A 26,092-nucleotide genomic window follows, 5' to 3' on the forward strand; every position below is an offset into this window, starting at 1 on the left:
ATTTTTTGGCTAAGCACATTCATATCCGTCATATCGATGTTTACATTTTAATAAAAGCAAAGGTCGATTCAGAGCAGCTTCCGTTTTTATATAGATTACTGTATTATTTACCACTTTTACGGATTTGGCCATTCATAAGAATATACCCATTGCAGCATTACTATATTTGAAACCTAATTCGCTGGTATATGGAAAAAGTCGAAAGGATAGACACGGTAAAGCAGTACAACAATTGGATCGGTGCCGACACGCTGCACCCGCTGGTAAGTGTGATCAATTTCAATGAAATACCAACCGTGCAGCATTTCAGACGCTATATGGGCGTTTATGCTGTTTTCCTGAAAAATATCAAATGCGGTGATATGACCTATGGTTGCCAGCCATACGATTATGAGGACGGCACATTGGTTTTCGTGGCACCAGGACAAGTATATGGCATTGACAGCAAGGGAGTTGCAACCAAGCCATCAGGATACGCACTCATTTTCCACCCCGATCTGATCGCAGGCACGCATTTGGGAAAAATCATTAAAGATTATACATTCTTTTCCTATGAGGTCAGTGAAGCCTTGCATTTATCCAAAAAGGAAAGGGAGACAATTGTAGATTCTTTTGAAAAAATAAAAACTGAAATAGACCAGAACATTGACAAACACAGCAAAACACTGATTGTTTCCAATATCGAATTGTTTCTCAATTACTGCATGCGATTTTATGACAGGCAGTTCATCACACGCATTAATGCGAATAAGGACATCTTGGTACGGTTTGAGGAGATGCTGAATGAATATTTCAAGTCAGGAAAAACGCAAACATTAGGCCTTCCCAACGTGGCTTACTGCGCTGAAAGGCTAAATTTATCCCCAAACTATTTTGGCGACCTCATTAAAAAGGAGACTGGTAACACGGCTTTGGATTTTATTCAGTCGAGAGTGATCGAGGAGGCCAAGGTTAAAATTTTTGATCCCAATACATCGCTGGGAGAAATTGCTTACCAGCTTGGTTTTAAATATCAACAGCATTTTACAAGGTTATTTAAACAAAAGACCGGTGTCACTCCTAATGAATACCGGAGTTTAAATTGATAGGTCCCCGAGTCTAAATGCCCTACGGCTCTTACATATAGCAACTTAGGGACGCAAGGATAGCAATTATTTGCTATTGTGCAGTGTGCGTAGTTTACGGTTTTTTGTATAAAAGACCTTAACTACGTCCGGATGAAAATCATAAACTTCTACTCAACATTCCTTTTAATCCTTTTGTGCGTTGCTGGCAGTCGGTTTGCTCATGCACAAACCTATTGCGCCTCCGGGGGGAGCGGTGGCCAGGATATCGTGAACGTGCAGATAGGCACAATAAACAATTCCTCAACATGTAATCAAACAGCTGGCGCTGGATCTGTGCCGGGTAGTTATTCGAATTACGTCGATCTTGCTGCCCCGGATCTTATGCAGTTTAAAACTGTTCCTTTTTCGATCGGCGTTGCCTATTGCACTGGTTTCCAATCCGTAACAACTTCAATTTGGATCGACTTCAACCATGACGGAAGTTTCGGTGAAGGTGAACTTGCGTATCGCTCGGGGTCAGTCTTCGAACCAAATCATACTGTAACGGGTACAATCACCATTCCGGGAGGTGCCTTGTTAGGCCCAACACGCATGCGGGTTATCACCGCAGCAACTGGATTTGCAGATCCTTGCGGAAGTTACAATGGTGGTGAAACAGAAGATTATACGGTGACCATTGTATCACCACCCTTTTGTAATGGTGCACCTGCACCGGGAAATACCTTAGCGAGTCAAACAACTACTTGCCTCAATGGAACCATTGATCTCTCGTTCTCTTCATCTTCCGCACTGAACAGTGGTGATGCTGTCGGGTTTACTTACCAATGGTTCAATAATGCCGGCCCCATTGCAGGCGCTACCAACCCTACCTACACAGCAACCATTACAACGGCAGACAATTTTTATTGTCAAGTCACATGCAGCCAAAGTGGCCAAACGGGGCAATCAGCTCCGATTGCGATTAGTTTGACACCGTTTTATGCATGCTATTGCGCTTCTGCTGCTACAAATACCACAGGTGCGGACATTTTCAATGTAACAGCAGGGACACTAAACAATACTTCTGACCTTTCTCAAACCGGAGGGCCCGGGTCCATTTTAAATAGATATTCCAATTACACAACCCTGGTGGCGGCTCCGGTCTTTAATCAGCAGGCCACGATACCATTTTCAATACAAGTTTCGGGAAACAGCGGAAATGCCTCAACTTCCATCTGGATTGATTACAATCAGAATGGCATTTTCGAAAATCCAGCTGAAAGAGTATATCAAACATCCCAGCCAAATTCTGGTAACCATACAGTTAGCGGTTCTTTCACAATTCCTTTAAGCGCTGCAACGGGCGTCACAGGAATGAGAGTCGTTACCAATGCCGGTCAAAATCCGGTAGGCTCTGCTTGTGATAATTATGGTGAGGGAGAAACCGAAGATTATGTAGTCAACATCGGCGAAGTTCCGGCATGCAGCGGTGACCCGATCCAAACCAAAACAATCGCTACACAACTTCCCGTTTGCCCGGAGGCGAGGTATACCTTCTCTCTCACTCCTGCGATTATTACTGTCGGCAACACGTATCAATGGTATAATGACGGCGGATTGATTGCAGGTGCAACAGAGGAAACATATACGGCAACCATTACAAGCGCGGACAATTTTTATTGCGAGGTGACCTGTTCCAATGGCTCAAAGACGACAAGATCAATTCCCGTTTCTGTCCTGACATGCTATTGCACTTCTACCGCTCTTAGCGGGCCAACATTAGATGTTACCAATGTAACCGCTGGAACATTAAACCATTCAACCAGCTTTTCTCAAACAGGCGGACCTGGATCAGCATTGGGTGCTTATTCCGACTTTACTACTGTGGTGGACGCGCCCGTATTTAATCAATTGGCAACGATCCCGTTTTCAGTATCCGCAGGCGGGACTGCCTCTTATTTCTACATTGCTATCTGGATAGACTATAACCGCAATGGCACCTTTGAAAGTCCCGGTGAATTTATACATCAGGTAAGAGGTTTTCAGAATTTGACCACTACCGGCTCATTTATCATTCCTAAAACCGCATCAACAGGAATCACCCGTATGCGGGTCATTACCAGTATTGGCCTGAATCCGCTTAATTCCGCCTGTGAAAATTACGGTCAGGGGGAAACCGAAGATTATCTGATCAACATTGCGCCCCCTCCTGCTTGCAGCGACAGCCCGTTACAACTCAATGCAATAGCTACGCAAAACCCGGTTTGCCCGGAAGTGAGTTTTACTTTTTCGCTCAGTCCTACTATACTTACCTCCAATAACACATATCAATGGTATAATAATGCTGGTCCGATTGCAGGTGCTACGAATGAAACGTATACTGCGACAATCACAGGTCCTGACAATTTTTATTGCGAGGTAACCTGTCCAACCGGCCAAAACACAACCATATCGACACCGGTTGCTGTCCATGGGACATTTCTTTATTGCCCTTGTACTTCTGCATCAGATAATAATTCAGGTTCTGACATATTCAATGTATCGATTGCTGAAATAAATAATTCTTCTGATTGTGGTCAAACCGGAGGTCCGGGCTCTATACATAATAGATATTCAGATTACACGAGGCTGGTAGCTGCGCCTAACCTTACAATTGCGAATGCTATTCCGATCTCTGTTCGCACGGCTGCTTGTAATTCTTTTGGTCTCAGTTCAACATCTGTCTGGATCGATTACAACCATAATGGAAGTTTTGATGCGCCTGGGGAAAGAGTGTTCTTCTCATCGAATAATTTTTCACCGGACTATACGCTAACGGGTTCCATTTCAATTCCGGAAACTGCTTTGCCAGGTTTAACGCGCATGAGAGTCATATCCGGTAACGGAGGAGTTGGTGAATCTGCCTGCGGAGGTTATAGCAGTGGTGAAACGGAAGATTACTTTGTGAATATTGTCGTTCCAATTTGTGATGGTAACGTCTCTCTCCCTACTTCGGCAACAACAAATACACAAAATGTAGCCACAAAGCCTCTGGTATCCAATGGTTGTGAATATGTAGCCAAAGTAGTGCCTACAGAAGGCTTTACGGATGCTACGATCAAAAGCTGGCTTGAAACAATCCCGCCATTTAATTATGTGCCGAGGCATTATGAAATTACACCCGCCACCAACGCAAACACAGCAACCGGCACGGTAACATTGTACTTCTCACAAGCTGATTTTAATGCTTATAATGCAACGATCAGTAGTGGTCTTTTGCCAACCGGCCCGAATGATGTCTCAGGTATCCCCAACTTCCAGATCATTAAATTTTCAGGAACCAGCCCGACAGGCCTTAACTATCCCGGGCAGCCGGCATCTATCCCGAGCGAAGAGAATTCCTGGAATACAGGAGATTATACTTTTGTCTGGAATTCAATCAATTCCATTTGGGAAGTAACATTCCCTGTGTCCGGATTCAGCGGCTTTATAGCCAAATCCAATGCACAACCTTTACCGGTTACATTGATTTCTTTCACAGGGAAAGTCGTAGAGAAAAGCAATGAGCTCAACTGGAAAACAAGTTCTGAAGTTAATTTCAGTCATTTCGAGATCCAGAGAAGCTTGAATGCAAAAACATTTGAGAAAATAGGTGAACTGGCATCTGATGAACAGCGGATTTACACTTTCCTTGATCCCAATACACCTCGTGGAAAAGCATATTACCGGCTGAAAATGATCGATCTGGATACGAAATACAGCTATTCTAAAATGATTGCAATAGGAGGCGATTCAGAAAAATCCGTAGTCGGCAATTTTTACCCTAACCCAAGTAATGGTAAAGTCTATATTGAAATTAATGCACTAAAAAAAGGCACCTGGCATATAACCCACTATAATGTGGCAGGAAGAGTGTTATCGCATAAGGTTAAGATTCTACAAGCTGGGTTGAACATTATTGCGATAGACAAGCTGTCTACTGGTGTAAACATTTTGAAGTTTGACAACGGAAGTATTTCCGAAACCAGGAAAGTAGTAAGAGACTAGCGAAAGAATAACGATTTGTTGCCATGGAATACCCTTATGTCGGCGAAATCAAAATGTTCGCCGGAAAATTCGCTCCTGAGGGCTGGCATTTCTGCGATGGGACGCTGCTTCCTATCGCAGAAAACCATTTCCTTTTTCACGTGCTGGGAACCACTTACGGCGGCGACGGACGGGTAACATTTGGCCTTCCGGATCTCAGAGGTGAGATGCCAGTGCATCAGGACGAGGGGCCCGGCGGCGGGGACCGGCCTTTTCAGGAAGGCGAGCCCTATCTGTATGTCAACTATATCATTTCACTATATGGGATATACGCTCCAAAAAACTGAGCTTAACATTCATCCCTTTCTTACCCGAAACTTACAGTCATGGGAGAACCTTTTCTGGCAGAAATAAAATTTATTCCCGCCCCTGCCGTACCCGAAGGCTGGGCCAGGTGTGACGGCCGGGAAATGTGCATTGCGGAACATCCGGCTTTATTTGAACTGCTTGGCACATCTTTCGGCGGCGACGGGCGGTCGACTTTCGCGCTGCCTAACCTTGTGGGCCGCAGGCCCGTGCAGATTGAATTGCATGCAGAAATGCTTTCAATTGCTAATCAGTCATCGCGTCCGCTGGGTCTGGAAAGAAGGGTTCAGCCGCAGTCCGCAGCGCCAACTTATGAATCGACTGATTTTTGCATTGCTTTAAAGGGCGTTTTTCCATTAAGCAACAAACCCTAACAGGTCAGACCAGCCTTTCCCTGATCGCCAGACTTACCGCCTCGGTGGCGCTGTTTACGTAAAGTTTGTCATAAATATTGCGGATGTGGTTATTGACCGTATTATAAGCAATATCACATTCTGCGGCGATTAATTTGTAGCTGTAACCTTTGACCAAAAAGCCTAAGATGTGTTTCTCGCGCTCGGTCAGGTGGTAATCTTTTTTGGTTGTCGCCTCAGAAGAAAAGTAACGCAGGACTTTGGTAGCAATGCTGCCAGTCATAGGCGCCCCCCCTTCAAGTGCCTCTCTCAAACTCTCAATAAATCTCTCAGGGCTCGTTTTTTTTAACAAATATCCGTTGGCGCCAGCTTGGAGACTACCGAAAATCCGCTCGTCTTCTTCGAAGTTGGTTTGGATCAGCACAGGTAATGCACCAAAATGCCTTCTTATCAGGATAGTTGCATCTATGCCGTTTGTTCCGGGCATGTCGATATCCATGAGCACAAGGTCGGGCTTCGATTCGGTAATGTTGGCCAATAGGTTATTAGCATTGGGAAAAGTCCCCGAGCACACGAAGCCATCAGAGAGATTGAGCAGCATGGACACACTGCTCAATCTTTCCTGATTATCGTCGAAAATAATGATCCTTGATGCCATAAGGTGCCTTAACAGCATTTAATATGATCTTGAAATAATTTGCTGCAAAATTAACAACCGAATATCTTCAACAATATAGCAAATACTAGTCATCTTTATTTGGCTAGAATACCAATGTAATAGTAGTCCCCTCATCAAGGGCAGAGTGGATCGTGAGCTTGCCGTTCATCTGTGATGCGCGCTGATACATATTAACTAAACCATTGCCTTTTCGAATAAAATCGGGGTCAAAACCGCGGCCATTGTCTTTGATACTCAGCTTTGTATGGCCTCCCTCCCGCGTCGTATTTACTTCCACAGCGTCGGCACTGGAATATTTGGCTGCATTGTTCATTGCTTCTTTGAAAATTAAATACAGGTTCTTTCGTGTCTGCATATCCAGTTTCAGGTTTTGGATCTGGGTATCCGTTTCGAAACGGAAAACAAATCCTTTGGAATCTGCCAATGTGCTGCCAAACTGGAACATTCGTGCAAACACGTCCTCGATCTGGTCGCTGCCTGCTTTCACGCTCCATACGATATCACTGAGCCCTTCCTGCACCTGTTGCGCGTTTTCCTTTATTTTCCGAACCACCTGCTGATGTTCGGTTTTCTCCATCTGCATCAGCAATGCCTGGCTGTAAAAAGTAATGCTGCTCAGCGTGCTCCCGATCTCATCGTGCATATCTGCGCTGATCCCGTTTCGGATTTTTTGAATATCCATAAGCTGCCGGAGCCGGTTTTGATAAAAGAGATAAATAAAGAAGCCAACGGCCAGCAAACTGGTTATGTAAAACCAAACTGATCTATACCAGGGCGTAAGCACTCGAATGGGAGACCGCCATTCCTGGCTACTCCAGTCGGCACCTCCCACAGAAACCTGCACTTTAAGCATGTAATTACCGGGTGGCAGGCTGTTGAAGAGTAGTTTATTCCCGTTTTCAAACATTTGCCAGCGATCGTCCCCCCATCCTTCCAGCTTATAACGAAACCGGTTCAATAAGGTGTTTTGGTAATCCGGACTCATAAATGAAAAAGCAAAAAGACGGTCACCAGGACTGAAAGTGATCTGCTGACCCGGCTGATGGGTAATGATGGTGTCGGCCTTGTTTCGGTTGGCGTCAAATTTAGAATAGGAAATAAGCTGCAATGCGCTTTCCTTATTTGAAGTTAAATCAAGCTGCTCCGGATTGAATGCTGCAACGCCATTCAGCCCACCGAAATAAAGTGTTCCATCCTTCGACTTAAGATAAGACCCGTGATTAAATTCCAGGTGAGGTAAGCCGTCTGAAATGCCGTAGTTATGGAATTTGCTGGTCTGTGTATTAAAACGCGATAAACCCTTGTTGGTACTCAGCCAAAGATTTCCCCGTTCGTCCGGCAGGGCGGCATATATGTTGTTGTCGGGCAGGCCGTCGTGTACGGTAAACAGCTGCGTTTTTTTGTTATCCACGTCGATGCGGATCAACCCTTGCCCGGTTGCCGCCCATAATGCATTTTTATACCATGTTGTGTGGAAGATTTGTAAAGCCGGAAGTTTGATTTTGTCTCCTGCGGACTGGCCGTAATGTTCATGAATGCTGGCATCCTTGTTCAGCACATATAAGCCATTCGTTGTGCTGACCAAAATACGATTTTCCTTCCACGGCATGAAGTTGTTGACGCGTTCATTCTTGATATAGCGGCCGGGTTTATCATTTAAAAGAACGGGCCTGAGGTCCCGCGTACCGATTATGCCCATTCCACCCCACGTTCCTGTCCAGAAGGTAGAGTCATTGAGCTTGTAGAAAGAAGTAAATCCGCGCCCGCTTACAAACGGAAACTCGACCGCCTGATAAGCTTCGGACTCCGGATCAATCTTCAGGAACTGTGTGCCATCCGTAACCGCATAAACCTCGTCTTTGGTAAAAAGAACCTTATACGGGATCACCATTTCATCTGAAATTTTGGTCTGGCTGTGCAGCTGCATGTGCCTGCTCAGATGTCTCGCGGGATCAATCTGATGAAGAAGATATTGCAGACCATCCCGGTTATACCCATAAGAACATGCCCAAATCATTCCGGAATTATCCTCGGTGATGCCTCTGACGCTGCTGCCGATATCGCCCGTTTTTTCCAATGGGACGCTCATGTATCTTCTGAAAATTTCTTCTGTGAGCGTAACTTTAATAAGACCGTCGACACCTGCAACCCAAAAACTGCCGTCTGTGCTTAAACAGGCGCCAAAGAAGAAAATATCGGCACCCGATTTTTGCAAAAGACGAGTGGTCAGATTGGTAAACTGACCGGTTTTTTGATTTAATAAACCAATCCCCTTAGAAGATTTGTACCATTTGTAACTTTCCTTGTGTGCATAAATTACATCGGGCGCTATCGGGGTGTCCATATCGCTAAGCGGGCCAAAAAGTCCTGTCCCGATAGCGTATTGCCTCATCCGGAATTTCTTACCTATTTTTTGATTGTAATAGATCAGCAATGTATCAGCACCGGACTGCACAACATTGAAGACGCTGAAATGCCGGGAATCCATATCTTTTGGCAAAAGCTTAGTCCGGATAACCAGGTTTCCTTTTTCATCAACTTCGTCCAAAAAAGTACTGTCGCTAAACGCATACCGCCTGTTTTTCCCGTCTATGAATAATTTAGTGACCTGACTCCCGATAGCAACAGATTGTCCTGCGTTGGTTGGTGGCGTATACAGTGCCACAGGGGCAAAAGCCTGATTGATCTTAATAAGCTTACCACGGGGTATCGAAACCCAGCCATTTTGATCGCTGTCAAAAAAAATATCCAGATGCTGTTTCGAATCAACACTTTTGAAAGGAGTGGAAGGATTAATGGTCTTGCAGGTCAGATCAAGGGGATTGACGATGCTGACGCCGATATTATGCGCTACCCAGATATCGCCATTCGGCCCGGTCTTGATTTGGTTGATAAGGGTTCCGCCGCCAATGGAACGGGTTAGCATGGCAGTAAAATTTTGAAAACTATAACCATCATATCGCCAAAGCTCCTGACCAGTGGCCACCCACATGAACCCGCGGCCATCCTGGGCCAAAGAACGTGTATTCCGGCTGGGCAAACCTTGCTCAGGACCAAGCAACTGAATATTTACACGTGTTTGCGGCGCCTGCCCAAGGCAGATGTTTGTGAAAAACAGGAATATGAATGGTAGCAGGCCGTACGAGTGGATTTTCATACAAGACAAATTCAACTGGAACTGTAAAAGCCTGCGCAGCATGAAGAGAAAGAAGTGTTTAGGGACGTATGTAACTGTATACTCTTAAAGTAGGACTTTGGATTAAGAGAAATACAGATTTTTTTCTGATTACCCGCCAAAATGGCGATTTACAGGTTTAAATCGCCCGATATAGCAACAATTTGCTATTGCGCAATGGTGCGCTCCTATCGTCTTTTGCAGTAAGATTTTACTCAACGTTTTTTTTCCCAAATCAACATGGCAAATTCCAAGTCAATTTACTCACTTTCAACATTACTGATTTTCCTTTTCGTCCTGGCTTGCACAGATCACGATATTTTCGAACCTGAGCCGGAAACGTTGTCTTCGGAAATATTTGTAAGCGGACTAAAATATCCGATCGGACTGGCAGCAGACGACATGGGAAACCTATGGGTGACCGAAGCAGGATCAGGTAAGGGCAATGATGGCAGTGTCTCCATGATTACACCATCCGGCGTAAAGACAACATTGGTAACCGGTCTTCAGTCCCTGATGCGGGAAGGTTCCATTGAGGGAATAGCCCATTTGGGTTATCGCGCAGGGAAATTGTATTTTTTGCACGGCTCCAACGGAATACTTTACTCAGCGGACGTCTCGTCTTTCAAATCCGGCGATAGCCCCGTAGAGCTTGCTGATATCGATTCAGCAGATATTGGAAGCTACGTAGAAAGTCTGGGCCTGACTGACCCCGTTAATTCAAACACTTACGATTTTACATTTGGTCCGGACGATCACATGTACATCATTGATGCCGGAAGCAATGCCGTTATCAAAAGGGATAAGGTAACTGGCTCATTAAGCTTGTTTGCTAAATTACCAAATGTTGCAATAGGTGTGGAGGCTGTACCAACCGGCATCGTGTATGATGGAAGCAAATTCCTCATTAGTACATTAACCGGCTTCCCGTTTACACCAGGTGCTGCTAAAATCTTTGAGGTGAAAACCTCAGGCGAAGTAGCCGTGTACAAGTCTAATTTTACGACGCTGACCGGTATTACACTTTCAGGCAACCAAAAGCCTATCGTCATTCAGCATGGTGTTTTTGGAGCAATGGGCTTTGCTGCCAAGTCTGGTAAAGTCCTCAATGAAGACGGAAAGATACTGCTCGACAGCCTTTCACGACCTACGGACATTATCCGGGGAAGCGGCCCAATCTACTATTTGCTGAGCTATCAGGACGGTACAATCAGCAAGCTGACTTATTAAATTGTTTCCCCTTATTTCATACTTAACATTCAAGTGAAAGCAATTAAAATCATTGGTAAAATACTTGCTGGCCTGGTTGTCATTGTTCTCGCGGGCATTATTTATGTAAAAACAGCGCTTCCCGATACCGGCGCTGCACCGGAAATCAAAATAGAACGTACTGCGGCCCGGGTGGCGCGCGGAGAGTATCTGGCTAATCACGTGACGGTTTGTATGGACTGCCACAGCACCCGCGACTGGTCACGTTATGCCGGACCGCCTTCCGGGGGGTTTGGAGCGGGCGGTGAAGCCTTTACACAGGACATGGGTTTTCCAGGTAAATTTTATGCGCCCAACATCACACCCTATACACTAGCCGGATGGACGGACGGAGAAATTTTTCGTGCCGTCACAACCGGTGTTAACAAAGAAGGAAAAGCATTATTTCCGGTGATGGCCTACCACCGTTTTGGCCAGCTTGACCAGGAGGATATTTACTCGGTTATCGCCTACATTCGTCAGCTGCCGGCAGTTAAAAAGGACATTCCTGAGTCGGAACCGGACTTTCCCGTTAACATCCTGATCAACACAATGCCCAAACAGGCGTCTTTAACCAAGCGGCCCTCAGAAGCGGATCAGGTGGCTTACGGGAAGTATCTGATCACTGCGACCGGTTGCGTGGATTGTCATAGCAAAACGGAGAAAGGAAGTGTAATTCCCGGAACTGAATTTGGAGGAGGAATGGAATTTGCCGGCCCAAACGGCATTATGCGCTCACCAAACATTACCATGCATAAGCAAACCGGAATAGGTAACTGGACAAAAGAAGCTTTTTTAGCCCGCTTTAAGGCGTTCGTTGACAGCAATTACGTTTCTCCTAAAATGGCGGCGGATGCTATTAACACGCCAATGCCCTGGACTATGTACGCAGGCATGAAAGAAGGGGATCTCAATGCGATCTATGCTTATCTCAACACGGTGAAACCGATCGATAATCTGGTAGTAAGGATGGAAAAGAAGGTAGCTAATTAAAATGATGCTGCACCTTTATACGATCCGCATTGCCGGCATGATCGGCTCGGAATGGGCGGGGATTGGCCGGAAAACAGCGATTATCTGATCAGATATACATTTACAGACTTCTTGACCTCTTCCAGAGTCCGCTTAGGCGGTTCAAAACCTGCGGGAATGGGTTGCCTGGCAAAAGTTTGTAAATACAACACCCACGCATCCCGCCACCAGATTGCCTCCCTGCGCTGGACCTTCAAGCGTTCGGCTACGTCTGTATAAATCTGAGGATCCAGACTTCCTTTCGCCAGATCCCACTGTTGCTGCATCCACACCACAGAATCTGCGCCGGTGTAAAAGCGCGTGCAAAGTTCTGCCCAAAGCGACCGTCCGGTGCTCAGCTTTTTATCCCAGCGCACATGGTGAAACCATAGCAAGTAAGGCAGAGGTGTTTGGTCCGAATGATTCCATTGCTGCTGGACCTGCGGCCGGTATTGGGCCAGCGCATTGCTTCCGGATGCTGTTCTGTCAAAGCCGAGCCCTACCGAATCAGCGCGGTGGTAATATATAGCAGTCCAATCGGGGCGGGAGCCTTTATTTTCCCAGGGTTCGGGAGCAAAGTGTACACCCATCCAGGGGCGGGAAAGCCCAAGCGGGGTGTTGTAATCGACGTAAATTTCCCTTGACCGAAGCATTAATTTTACAATATGCCCGCTTGCTTTTTGATTTTCGGTCAAGGTTAGTGCAACCCATTCGTGTGCGATATGTTCCGAACTGAGCTGATGGTCCCAGCTTAATCTTCCGAATGCATACCAGTTGGCCTGCGCCAGCGGATGGCCCGTCCAATTGCGGCTGTTGCCTGTGTTGGCTACACCTGCCATAAGTGTACGTGCATAACCATGCAAGCTTCCATCGACAACTTTCGCCACCGTCGATCCTTCACCATTTACATAAGTGTCCGAGTCCAGACATTCTTTGAAAATCGGTGCTTCATAAACGGCGTGCGTGGCAAAGCCCAGATATTCCTGCGTGATCTGAAATTCCATTCCCAGCGGCGTCTTTGGCATATTTCCGAAAAGAGGCGAAAAAGGTTCGCGCGGCTGAAAATCAATGGGACCATTTTTCACCTGAACAATGACTTTTGGATCAAATTTTCCATCCAGCGGCACAAATTCCTCGTAAGCGGCTTTGAAACGATCCGCATTGGGATCGGCCTTGTAAACGAAAGCCCGCCAAACCACAATGCCGTCATAAGGCTTGAATGCTTCGGCCAACATGTTCGCACCATCGGCATGCGTGCGGCCGTAATCCTGCGGTCCCGGCTCTCCCTCTGAATTGGCCTTTACCAGAAAACCACCGAAATCGGGGATTTCTTTATAAATCTCGGCGACCTTTTCTTTCCACCAGGCACGCACCTGCGGGTCAAGCGGATCAGAAGTTGTCAGCCCGCCCAGTGTTTTCGGCGCTGCAAAATACACCGATAGGTAAGTTTTGATCCCATACTTTCGCATCACGTTCGCCACCGCCGCCACTTTCACGATGTATTCCTGCGACATAAACCGCGCGCTGGCATTGACATTGTTGAGCACAGTTCCATTAATTCCAACTGACGCATTTGCGCGGGCATAGTCTGTATATCGCGGATCCACACGCTCTGGCAGTTCATACCATTTCCAAAGTGATTGTCCTGCATAACCACGCTCGATCGTCCCATCCGGATTATCCCAGTGGTTTAGCATCCGAAAACGCACTTTCGGGCTGCTTGCAAGGCTTAACCCCTTGACAGGCAGCCGCATTTGCATGTGCCGCAGCAGGACGAATGTTCCGTAAAGAATACCATTTTCTGATTTCGAACTAACCACAATGTTGCCGCCCGCAAGCTGGATACGGTAACCTTCCGCCTGTTGCGTCGGATCTGGGCCGGATTCAAGTTTCAAAACAATTCCGCCTGATTTGCCTTCAAATGAATTTGTTACATGAACAGATTTACCCAGAAGTTTACTTAATCCCATATGCAACTCGCGGGACGCGCTTTGAACAATGTCTCCTTCCGCCGTCTGGGCAATGAATGTTGCGTATTTGAGATACTCGGCTTTTAAAGAAGCATTCTTGACCAGCTCATATTTAAGCCACAACCGATATCCGTCATCACCATCCGACGCTGCCGTGCCAGCTGCAGATATTTTTGAGCCATACAAAAGGCAGCTGAAAATGAGGATTATAAAACTTCTGGTCATGATCTTTTTTTTACAAAAATTATTTCTTCCCACACAAAAATTTGCCCTCTAATCAATGTCCGTCCGAAATGGCGAAGCGGGAAGTCCGGCTGAATTATAAAAGTTAATTCCCGCAGGATTGTCCTGCCAGGCATATCGGATGTATTTGGGCGTCTCCACCAATTCACTGCTCAGTTCAATCTGATCTTTTCCCACTATTTTTGCATCCGCCCATACGAATTTCTTATCATTGCCCGCAATCGAAAACCAGCGCAATGCTTCACTATCGATCGATTTGATGCCATCAGCCACATTATCAAAAGTGAGGATGATCTTGTTGCCGGTAATGCTTTGTGTTTTCAATGTCGGGCCGCTGTAAACGACATTCTTTTCGCCATAAGCCAGGTTTCTGGCAGAGAGCGCCAGCCTTTTTCCAATGTCTTTTTTGTTCAGAGGATGAATATCGTTCCACTCGCCCAGGTCCAGCGTCACCGTTACAGCCGTATTTTTTAATGTTAATGCCTGATTCTGCGCTTCGCGGAGCAGTGCCATATTGCTTTCAGCCGGCGCGAAATCAATGTCTTGAAAATTCGGAAGTTGCACCACCAGAAAGGGTAAATTCTGATTATTCCAAAGCCTGCGCCGGTCGTTGATCAGTGCTGGCAAAAGTGCATTATAAGGTTTGGGATCACCCACATTCGTCTCGCCCTGATACCAAAGGCACCCTTTCAGTTTCATAGGCAGCACCGGTGCGATCATGGCATTGAAAAGTGCGGCAGGCTGGTTTTGAGCGACAAAAGCAGTTTGTTTATTCTCAGACACTTGCATTGGTCCAAAAACCTGTCCAACCTTGTATTCCCACGTTCCTTTCAGATCGACTTGCTGATCACTATATGTCATGAAATACGGCTTGTCCGGCACAAAACCGCCTTTTCCAGCCGAATTCGTAACCCGGATCACAAATGTATTTTTGCCCGGTTTCAACAAACCAGCCGGAACCTCGTAACGCCGTGGCGGATATTGATAAGTCACATTGCCAATTTTTTTGCCGTTGACGAACATTTCATCCGCATCCACAATGCGCCCCATATAAAGCTTCACCGACTTACCGATCCAGCTTTCGGGCACTTCGAATTCCCTGCGAAACCACACCACACCATCCAGATCTTTCAGTCCCTGATCTTCCCAGTAACCCGGAATGTTGAAATTCCGCCAGCCTTTGGGTTGATATGCTTCGCTTTCCCAATGTTCTTTGCGACCCTGATCGGTTGACTCAGGCTGTTTAGGAGCACTGTTTACGGCGCTTTGCTTCCTTATATGCACATAGGCAGTGTCCTTATTTTTACTGATAATATTTTGAATTTCAGCGAAATCCTTATAACCTTCTGCACTGATCCAGGCTTCAATCGGCGTCCCGCCTACCGAGCTGTTAATGATGCCGATCGGCACTTTATACCGATCATAAATATCTCTGGCAAAAAAATAAGAAACCGCGCCAAAGCCGAGCACTTCTTTGGGATTCGCTGCTTTCCATTCCGCATTCGGGAAGTCCTCCTGTGGACCGTTCAGATTTGTTAGTGTTGGGATAAAGAAATTGCGGATGTCGGGATAATTGGCAGAAGCGATATCATCAGGATAGCGTTCTTTCACACGTTCCATGTTAATCACCATATTGCTTTGTCCGTTGCAAAGCCACACATCTCCGAAGGCAATATTGTGGATCCGGATCTCATTTTTCCCCTTCACCAACATTTCAAAACCCGTACCCACAGGCTGCGCGGGCAGCGTAATCGCCCATTTTCCGTCCGCTCCGGTAACCGCGCCTTTACTCTTGTTTTTGAATGTTACAGTTACCTTTTCTTTTGGCGCCGCCCACCCCCAAATTGTAATCGGCTGGTCGCGCTGCAAAACCATGTTATCCGAAACCAGCTTAGGCAGGCGAACCTGGGCAAATACAGGGCTCGAAAGGGATATTAACAAAAATAAAAACAGGATGAGGTGCATTCCTTACAAAAAAATGATCAACGCTTTTTTTAAAAATTCACTACACCTTCAAATGCCTTCTTAGGTTTGAAATTTTCATCAAAAAGCAGCGGATAGTCCTTGCGGCCAGGCACCGGGAAGTTGTCCAGCCAAGTCGTTTTATCTGATACATTCCAGAATGTGACGCCGGTAATGGTGCCTTTGTGTTTTCTGAATGTGTCAAAGATCATTTTGTAATGTGCTGCCTGCTTCTGCTCTATTTCCGGCGTAAAAACGCTTTTTTCATCGCCAGCTTTTCGTTGCCTGCGTTCATGCTCTTTGGGATGTACGGACACGTCGAGCTCGGTGATCTGAACCGCTAGCCCCAGGCTCGCAAACTGCGTGATCGACTTTTCCAGCTCGGCCTGGGTAGGTTCATAAACAGACCAATGTGCCTGCAACCCTACCCCGTGGATCGGGACGTTTTTCTCTTTCAATTTCTTCACCAGCTGATAGATTTTCTCTCTTTTAACAGCATTTTCGGTGTTGTAATCATTGTAAAAAAGCTTGGCATCCGGGTCGACAGCATGCGCATATTCAAATGCTTTTTGAATGTAATCTTCGCCTATGATCTGGTAAAATTTGGATTCCCGGTAAATGCCCTTCCCTGTGTCAGGAACTGCCTCGTTCACCACATCCCATGCGTAAATTTTGCCTTTGTAACGCGTCATCACATCAGTAATATGCTGCTTTAAGCGCGACAACAATTCTTCGCGTGAAACCTGCGCGCCGAGTGAATCCGTGAAAAACCATTTGGGCGTCTGGTTATGCCAGCAAAGTGTATGGCCGCGGACTTTAATGGCGTTTGTTTGTCCAAATTCAACGATTGCATCCGCATCCTTCCAGTTGTAGCGATCTTTCTCCGGATGGATCGGCCCCATTTTCATCGCATTTTCGGGCGTAATGCTGTTGAATTGCTGCTTAATGAGTTCCGCTTCCGGGCCGGCCACACTTCTAGGAGAAACTGCTACGCCGATTGGAAAATAGGTCGTATATGCTTCCTTAAGCGACTTTTGAGCCAAAAGACTTTCTGAGGGAAACAGTGCCGCCAAAACAGCCCCAATTTTTAACCAACTGCTTAATGATGATCGTTTTGCCATGACCAATGCTGATGAATGATTACTTAAATAAAAGCTGCGTAAACCCATGCAGGTCATGCCGCCAGACCGGCCACGTGTGTCCACCCGGATATTCGCTGTATTGATATTTGATGCCGAGTTCGTCGTATTTTGAGAGCATGATCTTGCAGTTTTTATAAGCGATATCCTGCTCACCACCCATTGAGATCCAGAAGTTCTTCAGATTGCTGTTGATCGTCTTTGCATTGTCTTTGGCAAATGCATAATGCGGGCCGGACAATGCGTCGTTATTGGCAAACCAGCCGGAACTGAAAACGCCCAGGGACGAGAACATATCCGTGTTTTTAACCCCCGCATACAATGTCTGGATTCCACCCATGGAAAGGCCTGCAAGTGCGCGGTGCGCAGCATCGGCCTGTACGCGAAAAGTGCTTTCGACGAATGGAACTGCGCCTTGTTTCAACTCATTTTCAAATAATTTGAGAAAACCGTCACCGGCAGTGGCCATACTGCCCGGGCCCATTGGGCTGCCGAGGTTTCCATCCATCATCACCACGATCATTGGTTTTGCCTTTCCTTCTGCAATGAGGTTATCAAGGATCAGGTTTGTTTTTCCTTGCGTTGCCCAGCCGCGCTGATCCTCGCCGCCGCCATGTAACAGATAAAGCGCGGGATATTTTTCGGTGGATTGGTCGTAGCCGGGAGGCGTATACACATACATTTCCCGCCACGAGTTGCTGGCTTTGGACAAGTATTTTTTGATACGAATATCACCGTGCGGCACGTCGCGCATGGCATAGTAACCCCCATTCCGGAATGGAATTTCAATGCCGCTCGCCATCCGCCCCATTCCATAAAACGATTCGCTTGCAGGGTCAGCCAGTGCAACGCCGTCGATCAGCAGAGAGTAATAGTGAAAGCCTTCACCAATGGAATCCGTCGTCACCGACCAGACGCCCGCGGTGTCTTTGACCATATCATACTTTTTACCCAGATCCACCTGCACTTTTTGAGCATTAGGCGCTTTGGTTCGGAACACGACCCGGTTGTCCGGCAGAATTTGTGGATATTTTGCGTTGCGAATGTTCGTTGCTGCAGGTGTTCCGAGAATGGTATATTTGTTTAAAGAAGGAACATCAACGGGCTTAAATAAGAATTGAGAAAACATGTACAAACCATTTTTCCAAACCTTAAAATCATGCACGCCCGGCTCGATGTAAAAAACGTGCGGAATATTATGTTCAAACAGATAATCATGCGTTCGCTTGCTGAATGTAATGAGCCTGTCCTCGTCGCCACAGGAAATAAATAGCAACTTCAACTTATTTTTCGCATCCTCCGGATTGGGCATCAGCTCGGCCGGAGCCTTCGTATTGGGTGCTGATGAAAACCCTCCTACCCACGCAAACTGATCCAGATTTCCTAAACCAAAATTCAGCGACTGGCCACCGCCCATTGAAAGTCCGGCAATAGCGCGGTGCTCCCTGTCTTTCAAAACCGGATATTTGCTTTCCACAAACGGGATCAGATCTTTGAGTAAGTCCTGCTCGAATGCTGCGAAGGCGGCCACTTTATCAGCTGCCATAATGTTGCCCGTTGCGCGGTCATCTTTCATGGCGCGGCCGTTCGGCATCACCACGATCATCGGCTCAATTTTCTTTTCTGCATACAAATTATCCAGGATCAGCTGCGGGTTCCCGCCCCTTAGCCATTCCTTTTCATCCCCGCCAATGCCGTGCAGCAGATACAACACGGGGTATTTTTTCTTTTTATTGAAACCAGGAGGCGTGTAAACCAGCATCTTACGCTTGTTCCCCACGGTTTTGGAATTATACTGGACCGTATCAATTTTCCCCGCAGCAACACCAGGCTGCTCGGTGTCGTAACCTTTGGGCATTTCTTTCAAAATCTCCTGCGCCCGGCTGAAAGGAGTAAGCAGCGCGAGGCACATTACAACAGGTAAAAATCGTTTCATCGGTTATAGAAGGATATTGGTTTAGTGATGATTGATCATATCTCTTACACTACGGCATTTTGAACGAATCTTCCGGCCGCAGACTCCGGGTATGGGCTGTCGGAAAATTAGCAGGCACGGGGATCGTCACTTTACCTGTCGCGAGCCACTCTGCTGCTCTGATCACAGTGGTCTGATAACCAATGCAGCGATAAGCAGGCGGGTAAATTTCTCCTTTCCAAAGGTGTCCCAGACTTGAATTGTAAACCCGCCCGTTGCCATATTGTACAACCCATTCTACCGGCCAGGTCCTGTTTGTGCTCGTACTATCAAAAGCGCAGGAAAGCACACTGATTTTTTCGGCTGGTCCTCGTGGAAAATAGTAAACTTCTGTATTAGCCGTCTGCCACTGATTGGGGTATCCTTTATTGATAGGATGGGGTGTCAGCACCTGGATCAACGCATTGAACCTGTCTCCATGACCTGTTCCCTTTCCCTCGTTGGGTGCGATCCGCGTAATTTTTTTTAGCGAGTCAATTTCCAAAGCATATCCTTCCGAGGCACGCCTCCAACCCAGTCCTATCATTTTGTCATATTCTTTCCAATGAGGAAATGCATTGTTGGCTGAATGAAGAATATACAAACCACCGCCATTCTTAACGTATTTCTCCAATTGTTGTTCGGCTTGTCTCGGCCAGCGTAGATTGGGATTTTGAATGTTGTTCGTGTTCTGAATAATCAATGCGTACTTGGTGAAATCGGGGTTCCACGCACTTCGTTCCAGACTATCCGCAGGAACAGTACTAACCTCCACCAGAAAACGCCCACTTTCTTCCAGTATCCATTTGGTTACGGCCGTGGTTTGTTTCCAGTCATGGTTACTGAACCCATCCACGATCAAAACGCGTATCGGTTTTGATTTTTGAGCCAGGACACTCAGGGAGATACAAGCAGACAGCATCAAGACAAGACAATTTCTAAGCATAATCGTATCATTAAATTCATCCACAAAGCACCTGAGACCCGTATTGACCGTCTGGCTCAAAGCGAGGAACCGCCTTCCCTATTCAAGAGCTCCGATCAGCTCCACAAATGTTCCGTCCGGATCCTGAACGAGCACGAAATGTGAATCTTTCGTCAGCGGTGTAGGCGTACTGCCCAGGAAGGCCACATTTTGCTCTTTCAGCCTTTCAATGATGGGCTTCAAGGATTTAACCTGAATGGTGATATACTGTGGACCTGTATCATCCTGGATGAACTTCGACTTAGGGTGATTTGCTTTTTTGCCAAAACTCATCAGTTTCCAATCGGTACCTTCCGGGCCGTTTTCGAGTTTCAAAATATTGACTTCGACGGCTTCTCCGCCTGTTAATCCGCCTCTTTTCCCAAACTCTGCATTAATGGTGAAGTTGCCGGTCTTGACCATGCCGATTCCTTTGACATAGAAATCGAGAGAACGTTGCATATCCGCTACCACGACGCCGACGCCGATAGACTTACTTTTAAAATTGGATTGCGCGTGAACAAGGCTGCCAAACAGCAGTGCACTAATCATCAACAGATTCTTAAATGTGGACATTTTCATAGGTTATTTGATTGTTTTAAAAACTGGGTCATTGCCGCTGTATTTCAGAAATTTGAAAGAAGCCGAATTGGTTGAAGACTCGCCGGATGAAGTGGCGTACATGCCGAACAGACAGCCAATAAAGCCGCCTGCAACCTCTGTACTCAGGAATTTGGCGTCAACTTTGTCTTTCAGCAATTCCCAGGAATTGCCCTTTGAGAAGTAAAAACTGTAAGTATCGCCTTGCGCCACAATGCGCAACTTGACAGGCTTCGAAGCATCCGAAACAGGCATTTCTGATAGCAGCTCCATTTCCTTTCCTTTTGCACCACTTTTGAAAAGCTGAATCATGGGCTTACCAACTTTGCTGGATTTGCTCAAAAAGTAAAAGTGCGACTCATCCTGAAAAATGGTCAGGCCTGCTTTTTCTTTTTCTGATCTGGGTGAAAAATCGACTTCTGTTTCAGTTGTGCAGAATAAATGCTGCTGGCGTTTTCCGATAAATGAAGGGTTGCCCAACTCCATAATGGTTTCGGGTTTCAGCTTCATTGTAAGTCCGTTCTGTTTGGATAATGCAAATGAGCTGCTATCGATCGTCCGCATGAAAAGCAACGCAGGATCGAGCTTGTTTTCGAATTTTAATGTATATGCAAAATTGCCAGCCTGCGGAATCGCATCTTTTTGCTTCACTTCCTTGTAATTGACAGTATATGCGTAATCTACATTCTTAGTAGGCGGGTTAATGATTGGCCAGTCGTTTTTCCATTCCACAGGCGCGATGAATGTTTCCCGACCGGTGTTGTAATAATTGCCTTCATAAGGGCGTACTGCCAGGAAAATGGCGTAGGTCTTTCCATCCGGCCCATCCACAAACTGCGCGTGACCGGCTGAGGTGATGGGATCTTTTCGGTCTTCGGGAAGTCCTTTCTGTGTTAAGATCGGGTTATTCTCATACGGGACAAATGGCCCCCAAACCGACTTACTGCGAAAAACGACTTCCGTATGATTTACCGAAGTGCCGCCCTCGGCCGCGTACAAATAATACCAGTCATTCCGCTTCATAATATGCGGCGCTTCGATCCAAACGGGCTTTTTGCTCAGATCCACACCGCCATTAACGAGCTGTTTTCCCTCACCCACAACCTTCAACGTTGCCGGATCCAGTTCATAAATGCGGATCGTTCTGTGCCCGGAATAAAGCGGTTTTCTGTCGGGCGCATCGCTGTTGTAAATGATGTAGGCCTTATTATCATTATCAAAAAACAGCGACGGATCGATGCCGCGGGCTTGTGGAATGCGGATAGGGTCGCTCCACGGGCCAGCCGGATTTTTGGCAGTCACCACGAAATTTCCATCATGGTCAATGTCCGTACAGGTCACGTAAAATGTGCCGTTATGGAAGCTGATCGCAGGCGCGAAAAGCCCTCTGGTCAGCTTCTCGCCCATAAAATCCATTTGCGAAGACCGGTCGATCACATTGCCGATCTGCTTCCAGTTTTTCAGATCTTTACTATGAAAAACTGGAATGCCGGGAAAATAGGAGAACGTAGAGTTCACCAGATAATAATCCGCCCCTACCTGCACCACGCTCGGATCGGGATAAAAACCGGTCAGAATCGGGTTAACCAAGGTCGTTTGCGCGGTTACGAGCTGCCCGATAAGGAGCCAAGCAACACAGGCAGCGGAAATAAATCTTTTGATCATTACAATGTGATCTTAATCATTGAGATGAATAACTTATTGATTGACAAACACATAGGATTTACCAACCTCTGTCGGAATGTCGTAAAGGAATGTAGGCTGAATCGTCGGCGCAGACAAGTTGGCCTTGGGCGACAAAACAGCATTTGCCACCGGTTCAACCTGATAAAACGCATTACTATTCTGTCCCGAGGCTTCGCTTAATGCCTTGCCATTCGCCATTATCAATGCATTTGGCACACGCAGCCGCAGGTTTCCGCCCAGCCTCGATTTTACCTCAACCTTCGTGAGCTTTCCTTCTTTCCATTCCATATTGACAAGTTCAAAACCGCCTTGCGCGAGCAATCCGCTAATATTTCCAGCTTGCCAAACATCTGGCAATGCGGGAAGTAAATGAACCGCTCCGTCCGCGCTTTGCATCAGCATTTCGGTAATGCCCGACGTGCAGCCGAAGTTGCCGTCGATCTGGAATGGCGGGTGTGCATCGAAGAGGTTGTTGTAAGTTCCGCCTCCTTCTTTGGAAGTTCCTAAGGGTGAAAGCTGGCTTTTGATCAATGCAAATGCGTGGTTTCCGTCCTGCAATCTGGCCCACCAGTTCACTTTCCAGCCCATACTCCATCCCGTGGAAACGTCGCCGCGGTGCAGCAATGTAGTGCGGGCAGCGGAGAATAGTTCGGGTGTGCGGTAAGCAGAAACTTGGTCGGACGGGAACAGGCCGTATAAATGCGAAACATGGCGGTGGTGATCGTTTGAATCATCCACATCGTCGAGCCATTCCTGCAATTGTCCGTGTTGTCCCACGTGCATGGGCGGCAGGCGTTTGCGCATTTGTTTAAGTGAATCCGTGAATGCGGCGTCCTTCTTCAGGATTTCTGCCGCACGTATTGTGCTGCTGAAAACATCAAATGCAATCTGGTTATCCATCGTTGTCCCGGCGTCAAGCGAGGAGCCTTCGTGTGCGGCGGGAGCATTTTCGGGAGAGCTTCCCGGATTGACGACGAGCCATTTGTATTTGGGATGCTCAATCAAAAAATCCGCATAGAATGTGGCTGCGCCTTTCAGGATTGGATAAATTTTGGCCAGATAGGCTTTGTCGCCATGATAAAGATAATGCTGCCACAAATGCTGGCTCGTCCAGCCGCCGCCTGCAATCCACATGCCCCAGAATGCGCCATCGATCGCGCCAGTTGCGCGCCAGATGTCGGTGTTATGATGCGCCATCCAACCTCTTGCGCCATACATGGTTTTGGCCGTTTCCTTTCCGGTTTGCGAAAGTTCCTCGACCATTTTCAGAAAAGGCTCATGCAGCTCGCTCAAATTGGTGCGTTCTGCCGGCCAGTAATTCATCTGTGCATTGATGTTAATGGTGTATTTGCTATCCCAGGGCGGCATCATTTTGTTGTTCCAAATCCCCTGCAAATTAGCGGGTTGCCCGCCCGGTTGCGAACTGGAAATCAGCAGATAGCGGCCATATTGATAGTAAAGCGTAACCAGCTCGGGATCATTGACATTGCGAAAGTTTTTGAGCCTTTCATCCGTTGGCAAATTGCCAAGGTCCGTTGTGCCAAGATCAAATTTTACGCGTTTGAAATATTTCTGGTAAGCCGCAATGTGCGGATTCAGGATGGCTGAGTAAGATTTGGACGCTGCTTTGTCGAGGTAGGAAGCGGCTAATGTATTCTCATCCCCGCTTACATCATTATAGTTTTTGAAATTCGTAGCAATGGAAACAAAAATCGTGGCCGCATCAGCGCCTTTCACCATTAACAAAGTGTCATTGGACGTCACCGTGCCGCCTTCTGTTTTTATTCTTGTAATGCCTTTGAAACGAACTTCGCCCTTCACGCCCTCATGATCCTGCGTTGTTCCGGCAATGGTAAGGTCTTTCGTGGTTGTTGTTTTGATTGATTTGGTTTTGTGCAAAGAGGCATAGGAAGCATCGAATGTCAGCTTACCCGGCTTGTCGGCAGTCAGCCGGATCACGATCACCCGATCAGGAAATGAAGCGAGGACTTCGCGGGTGTAGTTGATGCCGCCGACTTGGTAAGTGGTTTTGGCAACAGCGCGTTCAATGTCGAGTTCGCGGTAATAATTCGTGAAGGTTTCGTGACCTGGAAAAGTCAGCCGCAAATCGCCAAGCGGCTGGAACATTTGCCCGTGCGATTTTTTGGTAATAATGGCTTTGTTAGCCAGCTTTTCGGCTTCCTTTTGTTTTCCGTCAAAGATCAATTTCCGGATCTCTGGCAATGCCGCCAGCGCATCCGGATTGTCGTTGCGGTTCGGCCCACCCGACCATAATGTATGCTCATTCAGCTGGATCGTTTCATTCACCACATTGCCATACACCATCCCGCCCAGCCTGCCGTTGCCAACGGGCAGTGCATTTTCCCAGGTTTTACCCGAGGGCGTGTTATACCAAAGTTTTTGCACCCGCGAAGTCTGAGCATGACCCGCAAATGTTACTGTCAGAAATAACAGGTAAAAACATTTCCTCATATAAAATGTCAAATTTGAAAATTTTTTAATATGTCAATATGACACTTTAATTAAAGACAATGGTATGAGGTATTTTAGAAAAAACAAAATTATTTCTTGATTAAAACAGAAAAACCGGCGTTGCAGCAAGCGAGTGTAAATGCTATAACGCCAGTTTTTTTAAGGATTAATGGTTTTAATATCGCCATTGTTATCCCGGAGCAACTCCCTGACCTTCACATTGCGTAAGTGCGTCTTCCCGGAAAGGGCTGCATCGTGATAGAAAATATACCATTTGCCCTGCACCTCCACGATGGAATGATGGGTCGTCCAGCCTTCGACCGGGTTCATAATCACACCTTTGTAAGTAAATGGACCGTAAGGGGTCGTCCCTTCGGCATAGCATAGCAAGTGCGTATCACCGGTCGAATACGAGAAATAATATTTACCATTAAACTTGTGCATCCAGGCGCCTTCAAAAAACCGGCGTTTGTTATCGGATGCCAGAAGTGGCTTGCCATTTTCATCCAGGATCTGCACATCTTTTAAAGGCTCGGAAAACGACAGCATATCACCACTCATGGCGGCCACTTTTGCGCTTAGTGCCGGTTCATTCTCATGTCCCTTGCCCAGGTCGGTCATCAGCGACTTTTCGTATTTTCCTGTGTGCCAGCGTTGCAGCTGACCACCCCAGATGCCTCCCAGATACATATAGCTTTTGCCGTCTGTATCCGTAAAAACTGCGGGGTCGATGCTGTAACTGCCCTCCATTGGCTTGGGCTCGGCTTTGAATGGTCCGGTTGGTGATTTGCTTGTTGCCACTCCCATGCGGAAGACGCCTTCTTTGTCTTTGACCGGAAAATAAAGATAGTAAGTGCCGTTTTTGAATGCTGCGTCGGGCGCCCACATTTGCTTATCGGCCCACGGCACATCTTTCACATCCAGCGCCACGCCGTGATCAGTAACCTTTCCCCCGATTTTATCCATTGAATAAACATGGTAATCACGCATCTGAAAATGCCCGCCTTCATCGTCCTGGGGCACGTCCGCTTCAATGTCGTGCGACGGATAGATGTAAATTTTCCCGTTGAATACATGGGCCGAGGGATCAGCGGTGTACAAGTCTGTCACCAATGGTTTAATGCTGGTTCCCTGGCAAAAGCCGGTTTGAACACCCAGGCCGCCCAACGCGAGCAAGGACGCCGATACGCCTAGTAATAAGCTGCGATTTATCATCATT

General features: G+C 46.9%; 17 protein-coding genes. 6 read left to right on the forward strand and 11 right to left on the reverse strand.

Annotated elements, in window-relative coordinates; all coding sequences use genetic code 11:
• The first annotated feature begins 188 nt into the window (after positions 1-188).
• From B5X68_RS02815 to B5X68_RS02830, 4 genes are all read left to right on the forward strand, one after another.
• On the forward strand, positions 189-1,085 hold the full coding sequence (locus B5X68_RS02815) for a helix-turn-helix domain-containing protein (protein ID WP_082213140.1): 897 nt from the start codon (positions 189-191) through the stop codon (positions 1,083-1,085).
• A 132-nt stretch (positions 1,086-1,217) separates the two neighbouring features.
• The gene (locus B5X68_RS02820) at positions 1,218-5,072 is read left to right on the forward strand and encodes a T9SS type A sorting domain-containing protein (protein WP_082213141.1); all 3,855 of its coding nucleotides are present in this window, start codon (positions 1,218-1,220) and stop codon (positions 5,070-5,072) included.
• A gap of 23 nt (positions 5,073-5,095) precedes the next feature.
• Positions 5,096-5,398, forward strand: a complete 303-nt coding sequence (locus B5X68_RS02825) for a phage tail protein (RefSeq protein ID WP_082213142.1) — start codon at positions 5,096-5,098, stop codon at positions 5,396-5,398.
• Positions 5,399-5,437: 39 nt separating this feature from the next.
• Positions 5,438-5,791 carry a phage tail protein gene (locus B5X68_RS02830; protein WP_082213143.1) on the forward strand — a complete coding sequence of 118 codons (354 nt, stop codon included), beginning with the start codon at positions 5,438-5,440 and terminating at the stop codon, positions 5,789-5,791.
• A 4-nt stretch (positions 5,792-5,795) separates the two neighbouring features.
• On the opposite strand, the gene B5X68_RS02835 is transcribed toward B5X68_RS02830, so the two are convergent.
• Both B5X68_RS02835 and B5X68_RS02840 read right to left on the reverse strand, forming a co-directional pair.
• On the reverse strand, positions 5,796-6,428 hold the full coding sequence (locus tag B5X68_RS02835) for a response regulator transcription factor (protein WP_082213144.1): 633 nt from the start codon (positions 6,426-6,428) through the stop codon (positions 5,796-5,798).
• 103 nt (positions 6,429-6,531) lie between these two features.
• Positions 6,532-9,606, reverse strand: coding sequence for a ligand-binding sensor domain-containing protein (locus tag B5X68_RS02840; protein ID WP_170916559.1), 3,075 nt, complete (start codon positions 9,604-9,606; stop codon positions 6,532-6,534).
• Between the two features lie 258 nt (positions 9,607-9,864).
• Between B5X68_RS02840 and B5X68_RS02845 the strand changes: the two genes are divergently transcribed.
• Positions 9,865-10,854 (forward strand): ScyD/ScyE family protein, encoded by a 990-nt coding sequence (locus tag B5X68_RS02845; RefSeq protein WP_082213146.1) that lies wholly within the window; start codon positions 9,865-9,867, stop codon positions 10,852-10,854.
• 33 nt (positions 10,855-10,887) lie between these two features.
• Entirely contained in the window at positions 10,888-11,865 is a 978-nt protein-coding gene (locus B5X68_RS02850; RefSeq protein ID WP_082213147.1) for a c-type cytochrome, read from the forward strand.
• 80 nt (positions 11,866-11,945) lie between these two features.
• Here the strand turns inward: B5X68_RS02850 and B5X68_RS02855 are convergent, their stop codons facing one another.
• The 9 genes from B5X68_RS02855 to B5X68_RS02895 form a co-directional block, all read right to left on the reverse strand.
• On the reverse strand, positions 11,946-14,078 hold the full coding sequence (locus tag B5X68_RS02855) for an alpha-glucuronidase family glycosyl hydrolase (protein WP_082213148.1): 2,133 nt from the start codon (positions 14,076-14,078) through the stop codon (positions 11,946-11,948).
• A 48-nt stretch (positions 14,079-14,126) separates the two neighbouring features.
• Positions 14,127-16,037 carry a sialate O-acetylesterase gene (locus B5X68_RS02860; RefSeq protein ID WP_310588588.1) on the reverse strand — a complete coding sequence of 637 codons (1,911 nt, stop codon included), beginning with the start codon at positions 16,035-16,037 and terminating at the stop codon, positions 14,127-14,129.
• A 53-nt stretch (positions 16,038-16,090) separates the two neighbouring features.
• Complete coding sequence (locus B5X68_RS02865) at positions 16,091-17,179, reverse strand: endo-1,4-beta-xylanase (RefSeq protein WP_082213150.1); 1,089 nt, start codon at positions 17,177-17,179, stop codon at positions 16,091-16,093.
• Positions 17,180-17,198: 19 nt separating this feature from the next.
• On the reverse strand, positions 17,199-19,133 hold the full coding sequence (locus B5X68_RS02870) for an alpha/beta hydrolase-fold protein (protein WP_082213151.1): 1,935 nt from the start codon (positions 19,131-19,133) through the stop codon (positions 17,199-17,201).
• A gap of 49 nt (positions 19,134-19,182) precedes the next feature.
• Entirely contained in the window at positions 19,183-20,097 is a 915-nt protein-coding gene (locus B5X68_RS02875; RefSeq protein ID WP_141110169.1) for a ThuA domain-containing protein, read from the reverse strand.
• 78 nt (positions 20,098-20,175) lie between these two features.
• Positions 20,176-20,691 carry a VOC family protein gene (locus B5X68_RS02880; protein WP_082213957.1) on the reverse strand — a complete coding sequence of 172 codons (516 nt, stop codon included), beginning with the start codon at positions 20,689-20,691 and terminating at the stop codon, positions 20,176-20,178.
• A 9-nt stretch (positions 20,692-20,700) separates the two neighbouring features.
• Entirely contained in the window at positions 20,701-22,380 is a 1,680-nt protein-coding gene (locus tag B5X68_RS02885) for a glycoside hydrolase family 43 protein (protein WP_082213153.1), read from the reverse strand.
• Positions 22,381-22,413: 33 nt separating this feature from the next.
• Positions 22,414-24,873 (reverse strand): glycoside hydrolase family 95 protein, encoded by a 2,460-nt coding sequence (locus B5X68_RS02890; RefSeq protein ID WP_082213154.1) that lies wholly within the window; start codon positions 24,871-24,873, stop codon positions 22,414-22,416.
• Between the two features lie 159 nt (positions 24,874-25,032).
• Positions 25,033-26,088, reverse strand: coding sequence for a glycoside hydrolase family 43 protein (locus B5X68_RS02895; RefSeq protein WP_082213958.1), 1,056 nt, complete (start codon positions 26,086-26,088; stop codon positions 25,033-25,035).
• Positions 26,089-26,092 lie beyond the last annotated feature (4 nt).

This window comes from Dyadobacter psychrophilus (assembly GCF_900167945.1).
GTDB lineage: Bacteria > Bacteroidota > Bacteroidia > Cytophagales > Spirosomataceae > Dyadobacter > Dyadobacter psychrophilus.

Bases quoted from the DNA above. Each gene is read 5' to 3' on its own strand.
- B5X68_RS02815 (WP_082213140.1), top strand. From the start codon at position 189: ATGGAAAAAGTCGAAAGGATAGACACGGTAAAGCAGTACAACAATTGG.
- B5X68_RS02820 (WP_082213141.1), top strand. From the start codon at position 1,218: ATGAAAATCATAAACTTCTACTCAACATTCCTTTTAATCCTTTTGTGC.
- B5X68_RS02825 (WP_082213142.1), top strand. From the start codon at position 5,096: ATGGAATACCCTTATGTCGGCGAAATCAAAATGTTCGCCGGAAAATTC.
- B5X68_RS02830 (WP_082213143.1), top strand. From the start codon at position 5,438: ATGGGAGAACCTTTTCTGGCAGAAATAAAATTTATTCCCGCCCCTGCC.
- B5X68_RS02835 (WP_082213144.1), bottom strand. From the start codon at position 6,428: ATGGCATCAAGGATCATTATTTTCGACGATAATCAGGAAAGATTGAGC.
- B5X68_RS02840 (WP_170916559.1), bottom strand. From the start codon at position 9,606: ATGAAAATCCACTCGTACGGCCTGCTACCATTCATATTCCTGTTTTTC.
- B5X68_RS02845 (WP_082213146.1), top strand. From the start codon at position 9,865: ATGGCAAATTCCAAGTCAATTTACTCACTTTCAACATTACTGATTTTC.
- B5X68_RS02855 (WP_082213148.1), bottom strand. From the start codon at position 14,078: ATGACCAGAAGTTTTATAATCCTCATTTTCAGCTGCCTTTTGTATGGC.
- B5X68_RS02865 (WP_082213150.1), bottom strand. From the start codon at position 17,179: ATGGCAAAACGATCATCATTAAGCAGTTGGTTAAAAATTGGGGCTGTT.
- B5X68_RS02870 (WP_082213151.1), bottom strand. From the start codon at position 19,133: ATGAAACGATTTTTACCTGTTGTAATGTGCCTCGCGCTGCTTACTCCT.
- B5X68_RS02875 (WP_141110169.1), bottom strand. From the start codon at position 20,097: ATGCTTAGAAATTGTCTTGTCTTGATGCTGTCTGCTTGTATCTCCCTG.
- B5X68_RS02880 (WP_082213957.1), bottom strand. From the start codon at position 20,691: ATGTCCACATTTAAGAATCTGTTGATGATTAGTGCACTGCTGTTTGGC.
- B5X68_RS02885 (WP_082213153.1), bottom strand. From the start codon at position 22,380: ATGATCAAAAGATTTATTTCCGCTGCCTGTGTTGCTTGGCTCCTTATC.
- B5X68_RS02890 (WP_082213154.1), bottom strand. From the start codon at position 24,873: ATGAGGAAATGTTTTTACCTGTTATTTCTGACAGTAACATTTGCGGGT.
- B5X68_RS02895 (WP_082213958.1), bottom strand. From the start codon at position 26,088: ATGATAAATCGCAGCTTATTACTAGGCGTATCGGCGTCCTTGCTCGCG.